Annotated in this window: 16 protein-coding genes; all 16 read left to right on the top strand. The window is 52.0% G+C overall.

Translation table 11 applies throughout. From position 1 onward, the window contains the following. The first annotated feature begins 34 nt into the window (after positions 1 to 34). The 16 genes from SATMO3_RS22485 (at position 35) to hypE (ending at position 17,612) form a co-directional block, all read left to right on the top strand. A complete protein-coding gene (locus SATMO3_RS22485; RefSeq protein ID WP_371372001.1) occupies positions 35 to 379 on the top strand; it encodes a phage holin family protein in 345 nt (114 codons plus the stop codon). A gap of 125 nt (positions 380 to 504) precedes the next feature. Continuing rightward, positions 505 to 1,302, top strand: a complete 798-nt coding sequence (locus tag SATMO3_RS22480) for a Cof-type HAD-IIB family hydrolase (protein ID WP_371372000.1) — start codon at positions 505 to 507, stop codon at positions 1,300 to 1,302. A 104-nt stretch (positions 1,303 to 1,406) separates the two neighbouring features. After that, a complete protein-coding gene (locus SATMO3_RS22475; RefSeq protein WP_371371999.1) occupies positions 1,407 to 1,832 on the top strand; it encodes a response regulator in 426 nt (141 codons plus the stop codon). 12 nt (positions 1,833 to 1,844) lie between these two features. Next, positions 1,845 to 3,533: a putative bifunctional diguanylate cyclase/phosphodiesterase gene (locus SATMO3_RS22470; RefSeq protein ID WP_371371998.1), complete on the top strand. Its 1,689-nt coding sequence runs from the start codon at positions 1,845 to 1,847 to the stop codon at positions 3,531 to 3,533. 170 nt (positions 3,534 to 3,703) lie between these two features. Continuing rightward, positions 3,704 to 5,443 (top strand): methyl-accepting chemotaxis protein, encoded by a 1,740-nt coding sequence (locus SATMO3_RS22465; RefSeq protein WP_371371997.1) that lies wholly within the window; start codon positions 3,704 to 3,706, stop codon positions 5,441 to 5,443. Positions 5,444 to 5,681: 238 nt separating this feature from the next. Further along, positions 5,682 to 6,557: an RNase adapter RapZ gene (gene rapZ, locus SATMO3_RS22460; RefSeq protein WP_371381770.1), complete on the top strand. Its 876-nt coding sequence runs from the start codon at positions 5,682 to 5,684 to the stop codon at positions 6,555 to 6,557. A gap of 168 nt (positions 6,558 to 6,725) precedes the next feature. Further along, complete coding sequence (gene yvcK, locus SATMO3_RS22455) at positions 6,726 to 8,081, top strand: uridine diphosphate-N-acetylglucosamine-binding protein YvcK (protein WP_371371996.1); 1,356 nt, start codon at positions 6,726 to 6,728, stop codon at positions 8,079 to 8,081. Positions 8,082 to 8,086: 5 nt separating this feature from the next. Then, entirely contained in the window at positions 8,087 to 9,052 is a 966-nt protein-coding gene (gene whiA / locus SATMO3_RS22450) for a DNA-binding protein WhiA (RefSeq protein WP_371371995.1), read from the top strand. Next, positions 9,045 to 9,794, top strand: a complete 750-nt coding sequence (locus SATMO3_RS22445) for a polysaccharide deacetylase family protein (RefSeq protein ID WP_371371994.1) — start codon at positions 9,045 to 9,047, stop codon at positions 9,792 to 9,794. The genes whiA and SATMO3_RS22445 overlap by 8 nt, the downstream gene beginning before the upstream one ends. A 217-nt stretch (positions 9,795 to 10,011) precedes the next feature. Beyond that, complete coding sequence (locus SATMO3_RS22440; RefSeq protein ID WP_371371993.1) at positions 10,012 to 11,103, top strand: copper amine oxidase; 1,092 nt, start codon at positions 10,012 to 10,014, stop codon at positions 11,101 to 11,103. A gap of 249 nt (positions 11,104 to 11,352) precedes the next feature. Next, positions 11,353 to 11,493 carry a six-cysteine ranthipeptide SCIFF gene (gene scfA, locus SATMO3_RS22435; RefSeq protein WP_075757400.1) on the top strand — a complete coding sequence of 47 codons (141 nt, stop codon included), beginning with the start codon at positions 11,353 to 11,355 and terminating at the stop codon, positions 11,491 to 11,493. 118 nt (positions 11,494 to 11,611) lie between these two features. Continuing rightward, a complete protein-coding gene (scfB, locus tag SATMO3_RS22430) occupies positions 11,612 to 12,967 on the top strand; it encodes a thioether cross-link-forming SCIFF peptide maturase (RefSeq protein WP_371371992.1) in 1,356 nt (451 codons plus the stop codon). A gap of 51 nt (positions 12,968 to 13,018) precedes the next feature. Beyond that, on the top strand, positions 13,019 to 15,289 hold the full coding sequence (gene hypF, locus SATMO3_RS22425) for a carbamoyltransferase HypF (protein ID WP_371371991.1): 2,271 nt from the start codon (positions 13,019 to 13,021) through the stop codon (positions 15,287 to 15,289). 2 nt (positions 15,290 to 15,291) lie between these two features. After that, the gene (locus SATMO3_RS22420; protein WP_371371990.1) at positions 15,292 to 15,519 is read left to right on the top strand and encodes a HypC/HybG/HupF family hydrogenase formation chaperone; all 228 of its coding nucleotides are present in this window, start codon (positions 15,292 to 15,294) and stop codon (positions 15,517 to 15,519) included. Then, positions 15,503 to 16,600: a hydrogenase formation protein HypD gene (gene hypD / locus SATMO3_RS22415; RefSeq protein WP_371371989.1), complete on the top strand. Its 1,098-nt coding sequence runs from the start codon at positions 15,503 to 15,505 to the stop codon at positions 16,598 to 16,600. Before SATMO3_RS22420 ends, hypD begins: the two co-directional genes overlap by 17 nt. Beyond that, complete coding sequence (gene hypE / locus SATMO3_RS22410) at positions 16,593 to 17,612, top strand: hydrogenase expression/formation protein HypE (RefSeq protein ID WP_371371988.1); 1,020 nt, start codon at positions 16,593 to 16,595, stop codon at positions 17,610 to 17,612. The genes hypD and hypE overlap by 8 nt, the downstream gene beginning before the upstream one ends. The last annotated feature ends 18 nt before the right edge of the window (positions 17,613 to 17,630 follow it).

Raw genomic sequence — 17,630 nt, 5'->3', positions numbered from 1 at the left:
GTTATTAGTAACATTTTGCAGGAGGGGTCTCGCGGTGAGTGGTTTTATGCTGCGGATTATCATTAACGCAGTCATTTTATTTCTGGTAATGATCGAGTTGCCGGGGATTTTTGTTGATACTCTGGGAGGAACACTGCTTGGCGCTGCTATTGTAGGCGTGGCCAACGCCGCGATCAGGCCGCTTTTATCACTGGCCGCTATGCCGCTTACCTTTTTGAATTTGGGCGGCATTACGGTTATGACCAATATCTTTACACCGCTCATGGTTATCAAGACGTTGCCCGGTTTTCAGGTTTCCGGCATGATCACAACAATGGCGGGGATATTATTAATGACTTTATGCAGTTTTACTTTGTCCAAAGTTATACATGACAGGTAGCCTTTTGGCAGGAATTTCGCGTAAAGCAAAGTTCCTGCTTTTAATTTATCCGACGGCTAACCTCCAGATGGGGTTAAAACCCCACCTAAACTAAGTCTATTTTATTGAAGATGAAGGAGATCAATATGGCAATTAAATTAGTAGCACTCGATTTGGATGATACGCTGTTAGACAGCAAACTGGCGGTATCGCCCCGGGCGTGTGAAGCCATTCGCCAGGCTATTGCCCAAGGGGTTGTGGTGACCATTGCCACCGGGCGGATGTATCGTTCGGCCTTACCTTATGCCAGACAGCTTGAACTGGACGTACCGCTGATTACCTATAACGGAGCTCTTATTAAATCAAGCTTGTCGGCCGAAATTTTTCTTAACTGCCCGGTTGAACAGGATCTTGCCAGACAGCTCCTGGCGCTTTGCCGGCAAAACAACTGGTATATTCAGAGTTATATCAAGGACCAGTTATTTGTAGAAGCGATTAATCACTATGCTGAGCTTTATTCCCGCGTTGCCGGTGTACCGGCTGTTGCCGTCGGCGACCGCCTGTACGCAGCCGAGGATAGCCCCTCCAAGCTGCTGGTCATGGCGCCGGCAGCAGATATCCCCGGAATTCACCAAGCGCTTAATCATGCTTTTGGTGACAAGCTTAATATTGTTGTTTCCAAACCTACCTATATAGAAATTACTCATCCGCTGGCCAACAAAGGGCGGGCGCTGGCTTTTCTGGCCGATAAATTCGGCATCAAACAAGAGGAGACAATGGCACTTGGCGACAGCGGCAACGATGTCGACATGCTTAAATATGCCGGATGGGGGGTCGCTATGGGCAACGCCAGCGCTGCGGTGAAAGCCACTGCCCGTTTGGAGACATTATCAAATGACGCCGACGGAGTAGCCGAAGCCATAGAAAAGTATGTTCTGGAGTAGTAATGTTAAAAAATTAAATTTATTACATAGCGATCTATAGCAGGAAATTTCCAATATAGTTGAGAATTACCAATAGCAATAGCTTACGAAACAGGAGGTTGATTATGCGGCGTAAAGGCATGAGTATCTTGCTTGTTGAAGACGATGAAGTGGATATTATGAATGTTGAACGAGCCTTTAAACGGATAAATCTAACCAATCCTTTACTCATTGCCCGTGACGGAGAAGAAGCTTTGGCCATGCTGCGAAATCCTGAAAATTTATTGGGTTTGGCAGCGCCAAGCTTGACTTTGCTGGATATTAACATGCCACGGATGAACGGGATTGAGTTTCTGCAGGCAATCAGGCAGGACCCGAATTTGAGGAGTATGACGGTTGTTGTGCTGACAACCTCAAATGAAGAGCGGGATGTTGTGGCCGCATACCAGTTAAATGTTGCCGGTTATATTGTCAAACCGGTCTGCTTTGAGCAATTTGTTGAAACCATGGCTACGCTTGATCATTATTGGACATTGAGCGAAATGCCGTAAGAGGTGATGGAAATGGCGGAAGAGCTCCGGATTTTAATAATTGATGATGACGAGGTTGACCGGATCATGGTCAGGCGGGCGCTCATAGCTGCCCATACGGCAATTTACGTAGATGAGGCGGATACCGGCAATAAGGGACTAAATCAGGCGCAGGCAGGCGGCTATGATTGTATTTTTCTTGATCATTGTCTGCCTGGTGACAACGGGCTGGCCGTACTGTCAGCTATCCGGGCTGCGGGCATCAAAACGCCGGTTGTTATTTTGACAGGCCAGGGCGATGAACAACTGGCTGTCGATTCCATGAAAGCCGGCGCCACCGATTATCTCATAAAAGGCAAGCTAACTGCTGAAAGTTTGTCCCAGTGCCTGCGGGCGGCTATCCGGATCGGACGAGCTGAGGCCATGATTGAATATTTGTCCTATTATGATACAGCTACCGGCTTGCCTAACCGGCTGCTACTCATCGACCGCCTGGTGATGGCGTTGGCCGCCGCTGAACGCAGCCGGGGGCAGATGGGACTTTTGTTTCTCGGGGTCGACCGGTTTAAGCTGGTCAATGATACCCTGGGGCATAATCTGGGTGATAAACTGATCCGGCATGTGGCCAACCGCCTGGGTGTATGCCTGGGGGATCAGGCGGTAGTTACCCGGGTTGGCGGTGATGTGTTTGGGATACTGCTGTCCGATTTATCCGACTCCAAGGCGGCGGCTACCATTGCTGAACGCTTGATTGCAGAAATCAGACAGCCAATTGAGCTTAACGGCTATGTCTGGCATACTTCGGCAAGTATTGGCATTGCCGTATCGCCGGATGACGGCCTGGACGCCAATTTGTTGTTTAAGAACGCCGAGACTGCCATGTACCGGGCCAAAGAGCAGGGCGGGTCGGTGTATCAGTTTTATACCAGAAGCATGAATGAAAAGGTGTTAGAACGCATCCTGCTGGAAAATAGTTTGCGTCAGGCGCTTGGCAAGCAGGAACTGGTGGTATATTATCAGCCGCTTGTTGACGGCCAGACCGGCCGTACAGCCGGCGTCGAGGCGCTGTTACGCTGGCAGCATCCTGAGCGCGGGCTTGTGCCCCCGGGTGACTTCATTCCTTTGGCAGAAGAAACCGGCCTTATTGTACCGATTGGCGAGTGGGTACTCCGAACGGCTTGTGCGCAAAATAAAGCCTGGCAGGATGCTGGTTTACCGCCAATGACCGTTTCCGTCAATTTATCCGGGCGTCAATTTCATCAACCGGATTTTATCGGCCAGATCAACCGGGTGCTTGCGGAAACCGGCTTGGCTCCCGATTATTTGGAATTGGAAATAACCGAAAGCATTGCCCTGGCAGATGTTGATTATACCATTGCCATACTTAAAGAATTGCGGCTAATGGGCATCAATATTGCCATTGACGATTTTGGGACAGGTTATTCTTCGCTCAGCTACCTCAAGCGTTTCCCTATTACAACTTTAAAAGTAGACCGGATTTTCGTTCAGGATGCGGCCCGCGACGCCCAGGATGCGGCCATTATATCCGCCATTATCATTTTAGCTCATAATTTGAATTTAAAAGTCGTTGCCGAAGGGGTGGAAACTGCCGACCAAATGGTGTTTTTGCGGGAACGTTGCTGTAATATAATGCAGGGCTACCTGTTCAGCCGTCCGCTGCCGGCCGTTCAAGTTACTGCCCTGATAGACCGGAGTTGGTAAAAATGTTTGATTTTACCAAAATGTGTCTTGCCAAACGACAGACAAACTGTTAGTATATAATTAATAATATATAACAAGCGAAGACGCTTTTTGTACAGGCTAAGAATTCTGGACAAATGCGTTTTTTTTTATATATGATGATTCCGCATGGATTTGGGGGGAGAAGACATATGATGGTACTTGGAAAGCTGAGAATTGGTGCAAAGATTACCCTGGGTTTTGTAACCATGTTGATTCTGATCATTCTTTTGGGAGGCATTGCCTATGTTTCCCTCAAATCCTTTAGCAAAAATCTGGCGGCGATTGATACTGCCAATCAGCGCCTGCAGCTTGCCATGCAGATTGAAGAAAGCTTTACCAGCGGTGTCGCGGCCACACGGGGCTTTATTGCCTACGGTGACGAAAAATTCGCCAAACAGCAGGATGCCGCCATGAGCAATATTGTCGTTATGGAGCATCAGCTTGTTGACATGGTAGATGAAAACTCCCGCCCGGATATGCAAAAGTTAATTCAACTGACAAGTAAACATGCCGACGGCATTGTAAATGACTTAGCGCCTGTTGTCCGCTCCTATCACAAGCAGCTGGCCGCAGGTAACGCCGAGCAGGCCCAGCAACTCAAGGCGGAAGCCTATGCTATCGCCGGCCGGCTTACCCCTTATTCCGAACAGATTGCCGAAATTCTGGCCAAAGTAGTTAAAGATAATAAAGAGATTGTGGACGAGCGTATTAACGGTTCGTATAGCAATATTGCGCATAGCCTGGGGATCACAGGCGCGGTGGCCGCAGTTGCTGTTGGTATCGGCGCAGGCCTCAGCCTGCTCTTGACCCGGATGATTTGCCGGCCGATTGAGGGAATGGTAGTTGTCGCCAACAACCTGGCGGACGGGGATCTAACCAGACCCATCGCCCGTGTGGCGGACGGTGATGAGCTCGGCAAACTGGCTGTTGCCCTTAATACTATGCAAGGCAGTTTTAAGGAGGCTATCAAAGGCATATTGAGTTCAGCCCGGCAGGTTGGCGCGGCCGCTGATACTATGGCCGGCGTAGTGGAAACCTCGGCCAATACAGCCAGTCAGGTGGATGATTCGGTAGCTCATGTGGCCGCCAATGCCGATCTGCAACTGTCGGCAGCCAATGATGCGCTGGCGGTTGCCAGCCAAATGGCCGCCGGTATACAGCAAATTGCCGCTAACGCCGGTGCAGTAGTCGCTGCATCGCAAAATACGGCAGAGGCCGCGCAGTCCGGCAGCCAGGCGGTCGGCAAGGCGGTTACCCAAATGGAACATATTGAATCGACAGTGCAAGGTCTCGCCGATGTAGTGGCCAAGCTGGGCGGACATTCGCAGCAGATTGGGGATATTGTCAATGCAATTGCGGGAATAGCCAGCCAAACCAACCTATTGGCGCTGAATGCCGCCATTGAAGCTGCCCGGGCCGGTGAGCAGGGACGCGGCTTTGCCGTTGTCGCCGAGGAAGTCCGCAAATTGGCCGAGCAATCCGGTCAATCGGCCAAACAAATTGCCGCGCTGGTGGGAGAAATTCAGTCGCAGACCGGTTTAGCCATCAAGGCGATGGAATCCGGAACCCGTGAAGTAAAGCTGGGAGCCGAGGTTGTACATACGGCCGGTGGTGTTTTCGCGGAGATTTCTGCCCATATTGATAAAATGTCTGACGAAATCCGGGAAATATCAGGCGCCATATCCGAGATGGCAAATGGCAGTCAGCGAATCGTTACGGTGGTAGAATCGTTCGCCGCCAGCAGTAAAGACATCGCCAGCCAGACGCAGCATGTGGCAGCCGCCAGTCAGGAGCAGGCTGCATCCATGCAGGAAGTTGCGGCCGCCGGACAGAGTCTTCAGCAGATGTCCCAGGAACTGCAATTGTCGGTAAGCAAATTCAAGCTATAGCGAAATGGCTTGTATAATCAGTATAATGCTGAATTTTTACAGGAAGGTTATAGCGGCGCTTAGGCAGCGGTTGCCGGATGAAGAACAGTTCCCGCCAAAAATCAGCGGGAACTGTTTTTTGCTTTTTTTCCATTCCTAACCTATAATTAGGGTAGAGTATTGTCGGCATCCTACCTGTAAATTTGTATTGGCCACAATGTGAAGTCAAGGCATAAGGAAATTGAGGTGTATGTTTATGATAGATAACTTTCGTCTGGTAATTATAACTGGCATGTCAGGAGCCGGCAAGTCACAGGTAGTTCGGGCCATGGAGGATTTAGGCTATTTCTGCGTGGATAATTTGCCGCCGATGCTTATTCCTAAATTTGCCGAGTTGTGCGCACAGTCAGGGGGAAAAGTTTCAAAAATCGCTCTGGTGGTCGATATCCGGGGCGGTGAATTCTTCGATGCTTTGGTCCAGGTGCTGGAAGGCATGGAAAAGCAGGGCTTCCTTTATGAAATTCTATTTTTGGAAGCCTCCGATGCCACTATTATCCGCCGTTACAAAGAAACCCGCCGCCGCCATCCCATGGCGCCGCACGGCCGCATCAGCGAGGGTATCAGCCGGGAACGAGACCGCCTTGATCAAATCCGGGGCAGGGCCAATCATATTATTGATACGTCGGGATTGGCGACTGCCGAGCTTCGCGGCAAAATAACGGCTCTGTTCGCTGAAGAACGCGAACATGAACGTATGACTGTCACTGTAGTATCCTTTGGTTTCAAATATGGCATCCCGCTGGATGCCGATATGGTCTTGGATGTCCGCTTTTTACCCAATCCTTTTTATGTCGAGTCACTGCGGCGTAAAAGCGGCAGAGAGGCGTTGGTAGGAGACTACATCTGGAAATGGCCTGTTACCCAGCAATTTATGGAAAAGCTGTCAGGTCTGATTGATTTTTTAATTCCGCATTATGTAAAAGAAGGTAAAAGCCAGCTGATTATTGCCATCGGCTGTACCGGCGGCCTGCACCGTTCGGTGTTTGTTGCTGAGAAGATGTTCGAATATCTTAAAGGCAAGGGCTTTAAGGTTAATGTTGAACACCGGGATATAAAGCACAACGTGATTGAATAAAGCAGATATAGCAAGTGCAGTTAGTACAAGTTCAGAGAAGGTTAGAGATGCCCAGATGCTGCGTCCTGTATGCGATCTTGTCTACATGTGCATTATGCGGCTCGCGATGGGCCGTGACGTAGTCGTACTGGGAGTCCATACTATAACCGTCTCGGGGGTGGGATAAAAGTGCATTTTTTAAAGTGGCTATACCCGGGCATGAAGTTTAAACGCTGGCTGCTGCTATTTTCAGTTGGTGTTATCTTAGTCAGTGTGGGCCTGGCCATTGTGTTTAACTATAAATATATTGGCGTTGTGGAGGAAGCCATCTTCCGTTTGTTTTATATGACGACAGGCAGCTTTTACTATGCCGTTACGACTATCGCCGGCAGTGCCATTATTGCTTTGGGATTAAGTATAATGCTGGCGGCCACAAGGCAGATTATACATTCAGTCATCAGTGTTCTTGTTCCCGAAGGATCTGATAAGCTTGTCGAGATTATTTTTGAAAAGCGCAAGCTGGGCCGTGGGCCGGCTATTGCCGTTATTGGCGGCGGCACAGGGCTCTCGGTTTTACTCCGTGGTATAAAAGGCATTAGCAGTAATTTGACGGCCATTGTTACGGTGGCCGATGACGGCGGTTCATCCGGTCGGCTGCGTGAAGACCTGGGAATTATTCCACCGGGCGATTTAAGGAATTGCCTGGTGGCCTTGGCCGATACCGAACCGCTTATGGAAAAATTATTTCAGCACCGGTTTGGCGGCCATGGTGAGCTGGCCGGCCACAGTTTCGGCAATCTCTTTATTGCGGCCATGACCGAGATTGTCGGCGATGTTGAGCTGGCATTAAAAGAGTCCAGCAAAGTTCTGGCAGTGCGCGGTCAGGTATTGCCTTCCTCAACCGAGCGGGTGCAGCTTGTGGCCGAAATGGCCGACGGCACCCAGGTGAACGGCGAGTCCCAGATTCCTCTGGCCGGCAAACGGATTAAAAAGGTGTCTATTAAGCCGGCGGAGGTAGCACCCGTCAAAGGGGCCGTGGACGCCATCCGGGAGGCGGACGCCTGTATTCTGGGTCCCGGCAGTCTGTACACCAGTGTTATTCCTAATTTATTAGTCAAGGGCATTGCCGAGGCGCTGCATGAGAGCGATGCCGTCAAAATTTATATTTGTAATGTCATGACCCAACCGGGCGAGACAGATGGGTATACGGCTTCCGACCATATCAAAGCCATCCTTGATCATGCCGGTCCCGGCAGCATCGATATTGCCGTTATTAATGTTCAGGATGTCGCGCCGGAACTGCGCGACATCTACGCCGGGCAGGGCGCTTATCCTGTCGAGCCGGATATTGAAGCAATCGAGGCGCTGGGGGTTAAAGTAATAAAAGCCAACCTGATCAGTGAAACCAATCTGGTGCGCCATGATCCGGTGAGGCTGTCCAAAACCATTATGTCCATGGTCTACGATTTAAGAATTAATTCTGACCGGATGCGGCTTTTGGATTATTACATCATGTCGGAGAGCATTAAAAAACTAAAGGACTGACGACATTGTCATTTTCAACTGAAGTAAAGAATGAGCTGGCTCGTGTAAGCGGCGAGAATAACTGTTGTTATGGTGCCGAACTGGCGGCGCTGATCCGGATGGGGGGCGCAATGTCCATCGGCGGCAACGCTACGTTAGGCATCAATTTCAGCAGTGAAAATGCGGCTGTTACCAGGAAGGTACTCAGCCTGATAAAACGCTATTCCAATGTAAAAACCGAAGTCATGGTAACCAGAGGGCGGCGGCTCAAAAAAAATAATACCTATCATGTGCGGGTGGTACCGTCACCCGGAGTTAATGAATTGTTGGCGGCCCTGGGGATAATGCGGGGAGACGGCCTTAATGTCCAGTCTGACAGTGCTATTTTGCGTAAAGCATGCTGTCGCAGGGCGTACCTGCGCGGCGCATTTCTGGGGGCCGGCTCGGTTAACCGTCCGGAAGGCTCCTATCATCTGGAGTTGGTGACAGGGAATGCCGAACTGGCCAAGTCGCTGGTGAAAATCATGAAATCGCTTAGTTTGCCTGGCCGTCTGACAGACCGTAAAGACGATTATATCATATATCTGAAAGACGGTAATGCCATAACCGCTTTTCTGCAAATTATCGGCGCCCATAACGCCTTACTGACTTTTGAGAACGTGCGGGTGGTCAAAGGCATGCGCAATCAGGTCAACCGCCTGGTTAACTGTGAAACCGCTAATTTGCAAAAAACCGTTAACGCAGCTGTACGGCAGGTAGAAAGCATCCGGCTTATTGCCCAAAAACTGGGACTGGACAAACTCCCGGCGCCCCTCCGGGAGGTGGCCGAGACCAGACTGGCCTATCCGGAGGCTACCTTGTCCGAATTAGTAGAGGCCCTGGAAGGCAGGGTCGGCAAATCCGGTATTAATCACCGCCTGCGCAAGCTGGGGGAGATAGCCCAGTCGCTCGATAATGAGCCGCCGGCACCGGAGATAGATAAAAATGAGTAAAATGGTAAAAGGTATTCTCGTAATTATTGGCTTGTTTATTTTCTGGCTGCTGGCGCCGGGAACCGGAGTACCCATCCTGGCGTATCACCAGGTTGATAATTTGCCGGAAGTGTATAGTATTGACCCCGACGAATTTGAACAGCAGATGCAATACCTAAGCAGCCACGGCTATACTGCCGTTTCACTGGCTGATATGCTTGCGGCCGCACAGGGGGGAAGTCCACTGCCTGACAAGCCTGTCATTATTTCGTTTGATGACGGTTATGCCGATAATTATCTTACCGCTTTGCCGATTATGAAAAAGTACGGCCTGAGAGGCACTGTGTTTGTGATTGCCGGACAGGTCGGACAGAGCGGCTATTTGACCTGGGAGCAGATTCGCGCCATGCAAGTAAGCGGCACCGAAATCGGGTCGCATACCTTCAGTCATGTGGCATTAAGTGAGCTCGCCCAGCCGCAAATGCTGGACGAGCTTATGCGTTCGAAGCAAACGCTGGAGACAAATTTAGGCCGACCGGTTGAATTTTTGGCTTATCCTTTTGGTCAATATAATCCGGACACCATTACTGCGGCCAAACAGGCGGGCTACAGGGGAGCCTGTACCGGGCTGCCGGGCCTGGGCACAGGCTCTGGCGACGTTTACCAACTGAAACGGGTCAATATACCCCGGCCCAAATACGGCTTGTGGGAATTTCGCCTGCGGCTCTTACGGGCACACCTGCTTGCCAGATTGTCTTTGTGATGCCGAGCCCCTGCAGGCGATAGCCCGATCATAGTGCGGGCGTATTTTTTTGTCCGGAAAATAACTTGCTGCCAGGATGAACGGCGCAACAGCTGCCGTTTTGCCAAGGCTCGGTGCAAGCCGTATTTTCTTTGTAAAGTCTTCCTGATGGTTGCTGGTCTGCTGATAGTCTGTTATAATCCTGGTAGGTGGCCAACCATTGTTAGGAGGTATGCTTTTGTTTAATTGGCTTCGTCATGTAAGTGCGGCAGTTGTTGCTACAGCTATTGTCAGTGTTGCGGCCTATCCTGGACTGGCACAGGCCAAGCCGGCTTTTCCGGCCAAGGCCGATTTGTATAATGTTACTGAATTGCCGGTTACCATCACGGAACAGGGCGGTCAGCTCCTGTTATCGGACAGCCCGGAAATGGTGCCTGCCGACGGCATCATGTATCAGGATACGGTAAGCGGCGATACCCGCCTCTTTTTTCATCACGTAAATGCGACCAAGGAGCCCAAGAAAATTGTAGTATTATTAACCAATAGTTCTGATCAGGCGACTGATATTATTATCAGCAAATACGGACTGGGCGGTCCGGGACTGGATTATCTTGCTGTCGGCAAAGTAGCCCAAATGAATTATTTAAAGCATGAGGAAGTCGAGCTTGTCGAGGTTCCGGCCGGGGGCACAGCCCTGTTGGAGCCGGTGCTTAATGATATTGTGGTAGCACCGGACGAACTGGTTAACGGTATTTATGATTTCCAGAGCAAAATTCCGGTTAAAGTTACGGTAATGATGCTGCCGGTTGATGCCAGCCCGGCGGAATTTGCCGCCAAAGCAGCGGTTTTGCCAACCGATAGCCAGCGTCTTAGAGGTACGTTCCCCGGAAAAGACCGGCTGGTTGTTCCCAGTGAGGTCTACAATGCGTCGGAAAATGGCCTTGTGGGTATTACCCTGGCAGATCACAAACTGGATGCCTTTGTTGCCGGGATTGACGCGACCGACGGATCCCAAACCCTAAACTACGGCAACTATGGTGTTGTGTACAAGCTGTTTATTCCTACAGCCTTCGAGCAGAAGTATGCTGTTTACTTAAATCCCCGCGGCGGGGAGTATGCCGGAGGTATGAATGTCAAGTACCGCCGGCAGGAACTGGCGACACTGGATACCCCTGCCGATAAACTTTTTTTTGGCGTAAAAACAGTTACTGACGTAACTCATCTTGGCGATTATTCCGGCGGTGAGTCTCTCTGGCTGACCTTCTCCCCGCCCGGCGCTTCCAACTTGCCGGTAAAAATTCTGCTGGCTCCGGCGGCGAAACCGAAATAAAGTACACCAGCCTTCAGGCGGGAGCTATCCTGTCTGAAGGCTGGCTGTCCTTATCCGGGATATTAGCCGCTCTTGACGTATACTTCCAAAGACGGGACTCTTTAAGCGGATTGGTACCGGGATAATCAGCCGTTCCCTGTGTGTCGGCGGCAATCTCGCCTTTGCCTATTGATTCCTGACTGCAAACAGGCTACAATAATAGAGTAGCAATAGATTACATATTTGCGTAGGCAAGGAGGGAATTATCCTATGAAAAAACATGTTGTGACTATCAATAAAGCATCACTCGCTCAAACAGTTCACACTGGCGGCTGCGGAGAATGCCAGGCTTCCTGCCAATCGGCATGCAAAACTTCCTGTACTGTCGGCAATCAGGTTTGCCAGAAATAAGCAGGAAAAAATGCCCCTTGCCACCAAGGGGCTCCATTTTTTTGAGGCTGCTTAGAAATGCCCTTCTGTTGATGAGCGTTTCTAAGCAGCCTCAAAACAAGAAAGGAATCAATTCGTAATGCAAGTTCATAAGTTTATTCTAAACGGCCTGTATATTGTTCTTGACATCAATAGCGGCGCCGTGCACATTGTTGATAATTTAGTATACGATATAATGGATATTTTTAACGGTGCTAATGATGACGAGGTCATCGCCGCACTTAAGGATAAATACCCTGCTCAGAATATTACCGAAGCGCTGCAGGAACTGAAAGAGCTTGTTAGCGCAGGGCAACTGTTATCCCCTGAGTTATCGGTGCCTTTATCCCTTAGTCAAAAGCCGCTGGTTAAGTCCCTGTGCCTGCATGTCGCCCACGACTGTAATCTGCGCTGCGGCTATTGCTTTGCCGGTACGGGTGACTTCGGCCATAGCCGTGGGCTGATGCCTAAAGCCATCGGTGAACGGGCTGTTGATTTTATTATTGAAAACAGTGGTCCGCGCCGCAATTGCGAGCTGGACTTTTTTGGCGGCGAACCACTTTTGAATATGGATACCGTTAAGCACGTTGTCAGTTATGTACGGCGGCGGGAAGCCGAAACCGGCAAAGTCTTCAAGCTGACGCTGACTACTAACGCCGTGCTATTAACCGACGAGATTATTAACTACCTGAATGAAAACAATATTAGCCTGGTGCTCAGCCTTGACGGCAGACCGGAAGTACACGACCGCATGCGGCCTAATGCCGCCGGCCGCGGCAGTTATGCCGATGCCGTCACCCGGTCAGAGAAGCTTGTTGCCAGCCGCAGCGGGCAGAATTACTATTTGCGCGGCACCTTTACAGCCTATAACCTTGATTTTGCCGCCGATGTGCTGTCGATGGCCGATCAAGGGTTTAAACAGCTGTCGGTGGAACCGGTTGTGGCCAAAGATGCCGATTATGCCTTAACTGAAGCTCATCTGCCGGAATTATTCCGCCAGTACGAACTCTTGGCGGAGGAATATCTGGCCCGCAAGTTAAGCGGCAATGGCTTTGAGTTTTTCCACTTTAACCTTGATTTGAGCAATGGTCCCTGTGTTGCCAAACGCCTAAGCGGCTGCGGCGCCGGTCACGAATATTTTGCCGTCACGCCGGACGGCGATTTGTATCCCTGTCATCAATTTGTCGGGCGGGATGAGTATAAACTTGGCAATGTATACGACGGTGTCCTCAACCAGGAAATGCCGGCTAAATTCCGTCAGGCCCATGTTCTCAACAAGCCAGCCTGCCGGGAATGCTGGGCCAGGTTCTATTGCAGCGGCGGCTGTCATGCCAACGCCGATTTATTCCACAACGATTTGCACCAGCCCTATGAGCTGGGATGTGAACTGCAGAAAAAACGGCTGGAGTGCGCCATCATGATTCAGGCTAAGCTGGCCATGTCTCAGGAAAAATAGCCGCTTTCAGCCGGATAGTGTCGAGCTTACTTCTACGCCAAGGAGTATATTATGGCTTATGAAGCAGTCCGGATCCACATAACTGGCGTTGTCCAGGGGGTGGGATTCCGCCCCTATGTTTATAATCTGGCGATGAGGCATAAGGTCAGTGGCTGGGTTGCCAACGACGGCAGCGGGGTAGAACTGGTAGCAGAGGGGTGGCAGGCGGCTGTTGACGGTTTTGTGGCGGCTATCAGGCAACAGGCGCCACCGCTGGCTGTCATTGAATCGCTTACCGTCACTCCCTGCGAACCGGGCAATTATGCCGGCTTTCAGATCAGGACAAGCGTAACCGGTCAGGCAAAGACGGCGCTTATTTCACCAGATGTTGCCACTTGCGCGCACTGCCGCGGGGAACTCCTGGAACCGACCGACAGGCGCTACCGGTACCCTTTCATTAATTGTACAAATTGCGGCCCGCGTTATACCATTATTCAGGACATTCCCTATGACCGGCGGAAAACCACCATGCGGGAATTTGCCATGTGCCCGGCCTGTCAGGCCGAGTATGACGACCCGGCCAGCCGCCGCTTCCACGCGCAGCCAAATGCCTGTCCGGTCTGTGGGCCGGCATATGTGTTGCTGGACAGGGAAGGCCGGGAACTTAAGCCCCAAGGGCAGGATCCGCCGGCAATGGCCGCCCGGTTGATAGCCCAAGGTTCGATACTGGCTATCAAAGGTCTGGGCGGTTATCATCTGGCCGTAAATGCCAGGGACGAGGCGGCAGTAGCACACCTTAGGCAACGGAAGGTCCGCGAGGACAAGCCGTTTGCCGTTATGGCCGGCAGCCTGGCAGCCATACAGAAACATTGTCTGGCTTCGGCGGCGGAGGTAGAGCTGCTGACCAGTGCAGCCGGTCCGATTGTGCTTTTAGCCAAGGGAGCGTGCTATGACCTTGCCAGCAGCATAGCCCCGGGCAATCCTTATATTGGGGTGATGCTGCCGTATGCGCCGGTGCATTACCTGCTGCTTAAGGCCGAGGATGTCTGGGTTATGACCAGCGGTAACCTTGCTGATGAGCCTATTGCGTATCAGGATGAGGACGCCCGCCGGCGGCTTAGTGCCATTGCCGACTACTATCTGATTCATAACCGTGCCATCCATTGCCGGGCCGACGATTCGGTAATCCGCATTGTCCAGGATAAACCTTACTTTATCCGGCGCAGCCGGGGCTATGTTCCGGCGCCCGTTAATCTGTCCCGCGAACTGCCGGCTGTACTGGCGGTAGGCGCCGAACTGAAGAATACTTTTTGCTTAATCCGTGGCCGGCAGGCCTTTCTGAGCAGTCATACCGGCGACCTGGAGAATTTGCCAACCTACCAGTCGTATCTGGCAGCCATCGAGCATTTAAAAAATTTGCTTGCCGTAACGCCGGAAGTTGTCGCTTATGACCTGCATCCTGAATATTTGTCAACAAAGTATGCGGTTGCGCTGGCTTTGCCGGGCGTGCCCGTCCAGCACCATCATGCCCATATTGCGGCTGTTATGGCGGAACATCATCTAACCGGCCCGGTTATCGGTCTGGCTTTTGACGGTACAGGCTACGGTCCGGACGGTTCGTTATGGGGCGGCGAATTTTTGGTGGCTGATCTGAGGCAATACCGGCGGGCGGGGCATTTGGCATATATGCCGCTGCCGGGCGGGGCCAAGGCCATCCGGGAACCGTGGCGGCTGGCTGTCTGTCTGCTGAAGGAATTATACGGACAGGACTTTGCGGCGCTCGATATACCGCTTACCCGTAATCTGCCGCCAGGCTGGGAGCTGGTGCTGGCCGCTGCGGAAAAAGGTATCAATACGCCTCAGACCTCAGGCGCCGGCCGGCTGTTTGACGCCGTCGCCGCCTTACTGGGTATCAGGCTGCAGATCAACTATGAGGGGCAGGCTGCGGTTGAACTGGAGTTAGCCGCCAGAGGCTTTCGCGGTCAGGTGCTGCCCTATGCCATTCAGGAAAGCAATGGCCTGCTGGTGTTTGATTATAAGCCGTTGGTAATGACTATCTGTCAGGGCATCAGACGGGGTATTGCCTGTGGACAGTTAGCCGCCGATTTTCATACTACCCTGGCGGCGGCCACATGTGAGATAACGCTGAGAATAAGCCGGGTCACCGGCCTTAAGTCAGTAGCCCTAAGCGGCGGCGTGTTTCAGAATATAACCCTGTTAACCCAAATTATCGGAATGCTCGGGCAATACGATTTTTCCTTATATCTGCACCGGCAGTCGCCGCCCAATGACGGCGGTTTGGCCCTTGGCCAGGCAGTTATTGCCGGGGAAAGGAGCAATTAAGTATGTGTTTAGCCGTTCCTGCCAAAATAGTCGAGCGTAATGACTGGATGGCTACCGTGGATGTCAGCGGGGTAACCCGCCAGGTGAGCCTTATGCTGCTTCCTGAAGCTGTTGCCGGTGATTATGTACTGGTTCATGCCGGCTTTGCCATTCAGTCCATTGACGAGGAAGAAGCGCTCCGTACCCTGGAGCTGTTTAAGGAGCTTGAGCAATATGCGCCTGAACGCTGAGGAAACAGCTCGCGCCGCGCGGTCATTAACTGAGGGGATTGGCAGGCTGGCAAGCCGCCCGGTACGTATTATGGAGGTTTGCGGTACTCATACGGTCGCCATTTTCCGCAACGGTATCCGCCAGTTGCTGCCGGAATCGGTTGAACTGGTAAGCGGGCCCGGTTGTCCGGTGTGTGTAACTCCCAACGAGTATCTTGACACCGCTATAGCATATAGCTCCTGTCCGGATATCATTATCACCACCTTTGGCGATATGCTGAAAGTGCCGGGGTCCAGCTCTACGCTGCTGGCCCGGAAAGCGCAGGGCGCTGCCATCCGCGTTGTTTATTCGCCTTTGGAAAGCCTGGATATTGCCCGGGAAAACCCGGATAAAAAAGTAATCTTTCTGGCAGTGGGTTTTGAGACAACGGCGCCAACTGCGGCTGCAACCATATTGCAGGCCGAGCAGCTAGGAATTGACAACTTTTTTGTTTTATCGGCCCATAAGCTGGTGCCGCCGGCACTACGGGCCATTTTGACGGCAGAGGACATTAACGTGGACGGCTTTTTGCTGCCCGGTCATACGACGGCAATCAGCGGGCTTGCCCCATACCGCTTTCTTGCTGAGGAATACCGGGTTCCGGCTGTTGTTACCGGCTTTGAGGCGCTGGATATCCTGCAGGGCATCTATCTGCTATTGGAACAAATTGCCGCAGGCAAAGCGGCACTGGAGAACCAGTACAGCCGGGTTGTCAAACCGGAAGGCAATCCTGCGGCGGTCGCCATTCTCGATAAGATATACCAGCCGGCGGCTGCTGCCTGGCGGGGTTTTGGCGTAATTGACGGTTCCGGGCTGGAATTAACCCTGGCCTACAAACGGTTTTCCGCCCAGGACATGCTGCCCTTAAGCGGGGTTATTACCCGGGAACCGGCGGGGTGCCGCTGCGGCGAAGTGTTGCGCGGGCGCATAGTTCCGGCCGAATGCCCGCAGTTTGGTTTGAACTGTACACCGGAAAAGCCGGTGGGGGCCTGCATGGTGTCGGTGGAAGGGGCCTGTGCCGCCTGGTACAAATACGGCCAAGGACGGTGGAGTTATGTATAAAGCACCGGAGCGCATACTGTTGGGACATGGCAGCGGCGGCCGCCTGAGCCATGATCTTATTAAGCATTTTATCCTGCCGGCCTTTGCCAATCCGGTCCTGTCAGAACTGCACGACGGCGCCCGGCTGACGATTGACGGCGCCCGGCTGGCATTCAGCACCGACAGCTATGTTGTTAAACCACGGTTTTTCCCTGGCGGTGATATTGGCAAACTGGCCGTTTGCGGCACGGTAAATGATTTGGCCATGTGCGGAGCAGAGCCGCTTTACCTTAGTGCCGGCTTTATAGTGGAAGAGGGTTTGCCGGCAGGTGAGCTGCAGCAGATTATTGCATCAATGCAGTCGGCGGCGCTGGCTGCCGGAGTAGCAATCGTTACCGGTGATACCAAAGTGGTGGAAAAAGGGGCAGTAGACGGCCTCTACATTAATACGGCCGGTATTGGCCGTATATTACCGGGCGTTGACATTGATGCCCGGCGGGTTAAACCTGGCCAGACCGTAATTGTCAGCGGTTATCTTGGCGATCATGCGATTGCCGTTATGAGCGAGCGGCACGGGCTTACACTGCCGGCGCAAATTGTCAGTGACTGCGCCCCGCTTAACAAGCTTGTCCGGGAACTGCTGACCGCTGTGCCTGCTGCGGTTACCATGCTGCGTGATCCCACCCGCGGCGGGCTGGCGACCACGCTTAATGAAATTGCGGCAGATGCCGGTGTAGGTATTATCCTGGAGGAAAATGCCGTCCCGGTCCGGCCTGAAGTGCAGGCTGTATGTGAAATATTGGGGTTTGATCCTTTGTATCTTGCCAATGAAGGAAAAGTAATTGTTATTGTCGAAAAAGAGTATAATGAGCAGGTTTTGGCGATCATGCGACAAAATGCGCTTGCCGGTTCGGCTTGTATCATTGGTACGGTCACGGAAAAACCGCCCGGGCAGGTGGCGTTAAAAACCATGGTGGGCGGTTTGCGCCTGGTAGATATGTTAGCAGGTGAGCAGTTGCCTCGGATATGTTGACATATTTTCAGAAAATTG

It is taken from the genome of Sporomusa aerivorans, from assembly GCF_041428895.1.
GTDB lineage: Bacteria > Bacillota > Negativicutes > Sporomusales > Sporomusaceae > Sporomusa > Sporomusa aerivorans.
This window is presented reverse-complemented; position numbering and strand designations above follow the sequence as displayed.

Bases quoted from the DNA above. Each gene is read 5' to 3' on its own strand.
- SATMO3_RS22480 (WP_371372000.1), top strand. From the start codon at position 505: ATGGCAATTAAATTAGTAGCACTCGATTTGGATGATACGCTGTTAGAC.
- SATMO3_RS22475 (WP_371371999.1), top strand. From the start codon at position 1,407: ATGCGGCGTAAAGGCATGAGTATCTTGCTTGTTGAAGACGATGAAGTG.
- SATMO3_RS22470 (WP_371371998.1), top strand. From the start codon at position 1,845: ATGGCGGAAGAGCTCCGGATTTTAATAATTGATGATGACGAGGTTGAC.
- SATMO3_RS22465 (WP_371371997.1), top strand. From the start codon at position 3,704: ATGATGGTACTTGGAAAGCTGAGAATTGGTGCAAAGATTACCCTGGGT.
- SATMO3_RS22445 (WP_371371994.1), top strand. From the start codon at position 9,045: ATGAGTAAAATGGTAAAAGGTATTCTCGTAATTATTGGCTTGTTTATT.
- scfA (WP_075757400.1), top strand. From the start codon at position 11,353: ATGAAAAAACATGTTGTGACTATCAATAAAGCATCACTCGCTCAAACA.
- scfB (WP_371371992.1), top strand. From the start codon at position 11,612: ATGCAAGTTCATAAGTTTATTCTAAACGGCCTGTATATTGTTCTTGAC.
- hypF (WP_371371991.1), top strand. From the start codon at position 13,019: ATGGCTTATGAAGCAGTCCGGATCCACATAACTGGCGTTGTCCAGGGG.
- SATMO3_RS22420 (WP_371371990.1), top strand. From the start codon at position 15,292: ATGTGTTTAGCCGTTCCTGCCAAAATAGTCGAGCGTAATGACTGGATG.
- hypD (WP_371371989.1), top strand. From the start codon at position 15,503: ATGCGCCTGAACGCTGAGGAAACAGCTCGCGCCGCGCGGTCATTAACT.
- hypE (WP_371371988.1), top strand. From the start codon at position 16,593: ATGTATAAAGCACCGGAGCGCATACTGTTGGGACATGGCAGCGGCGGC.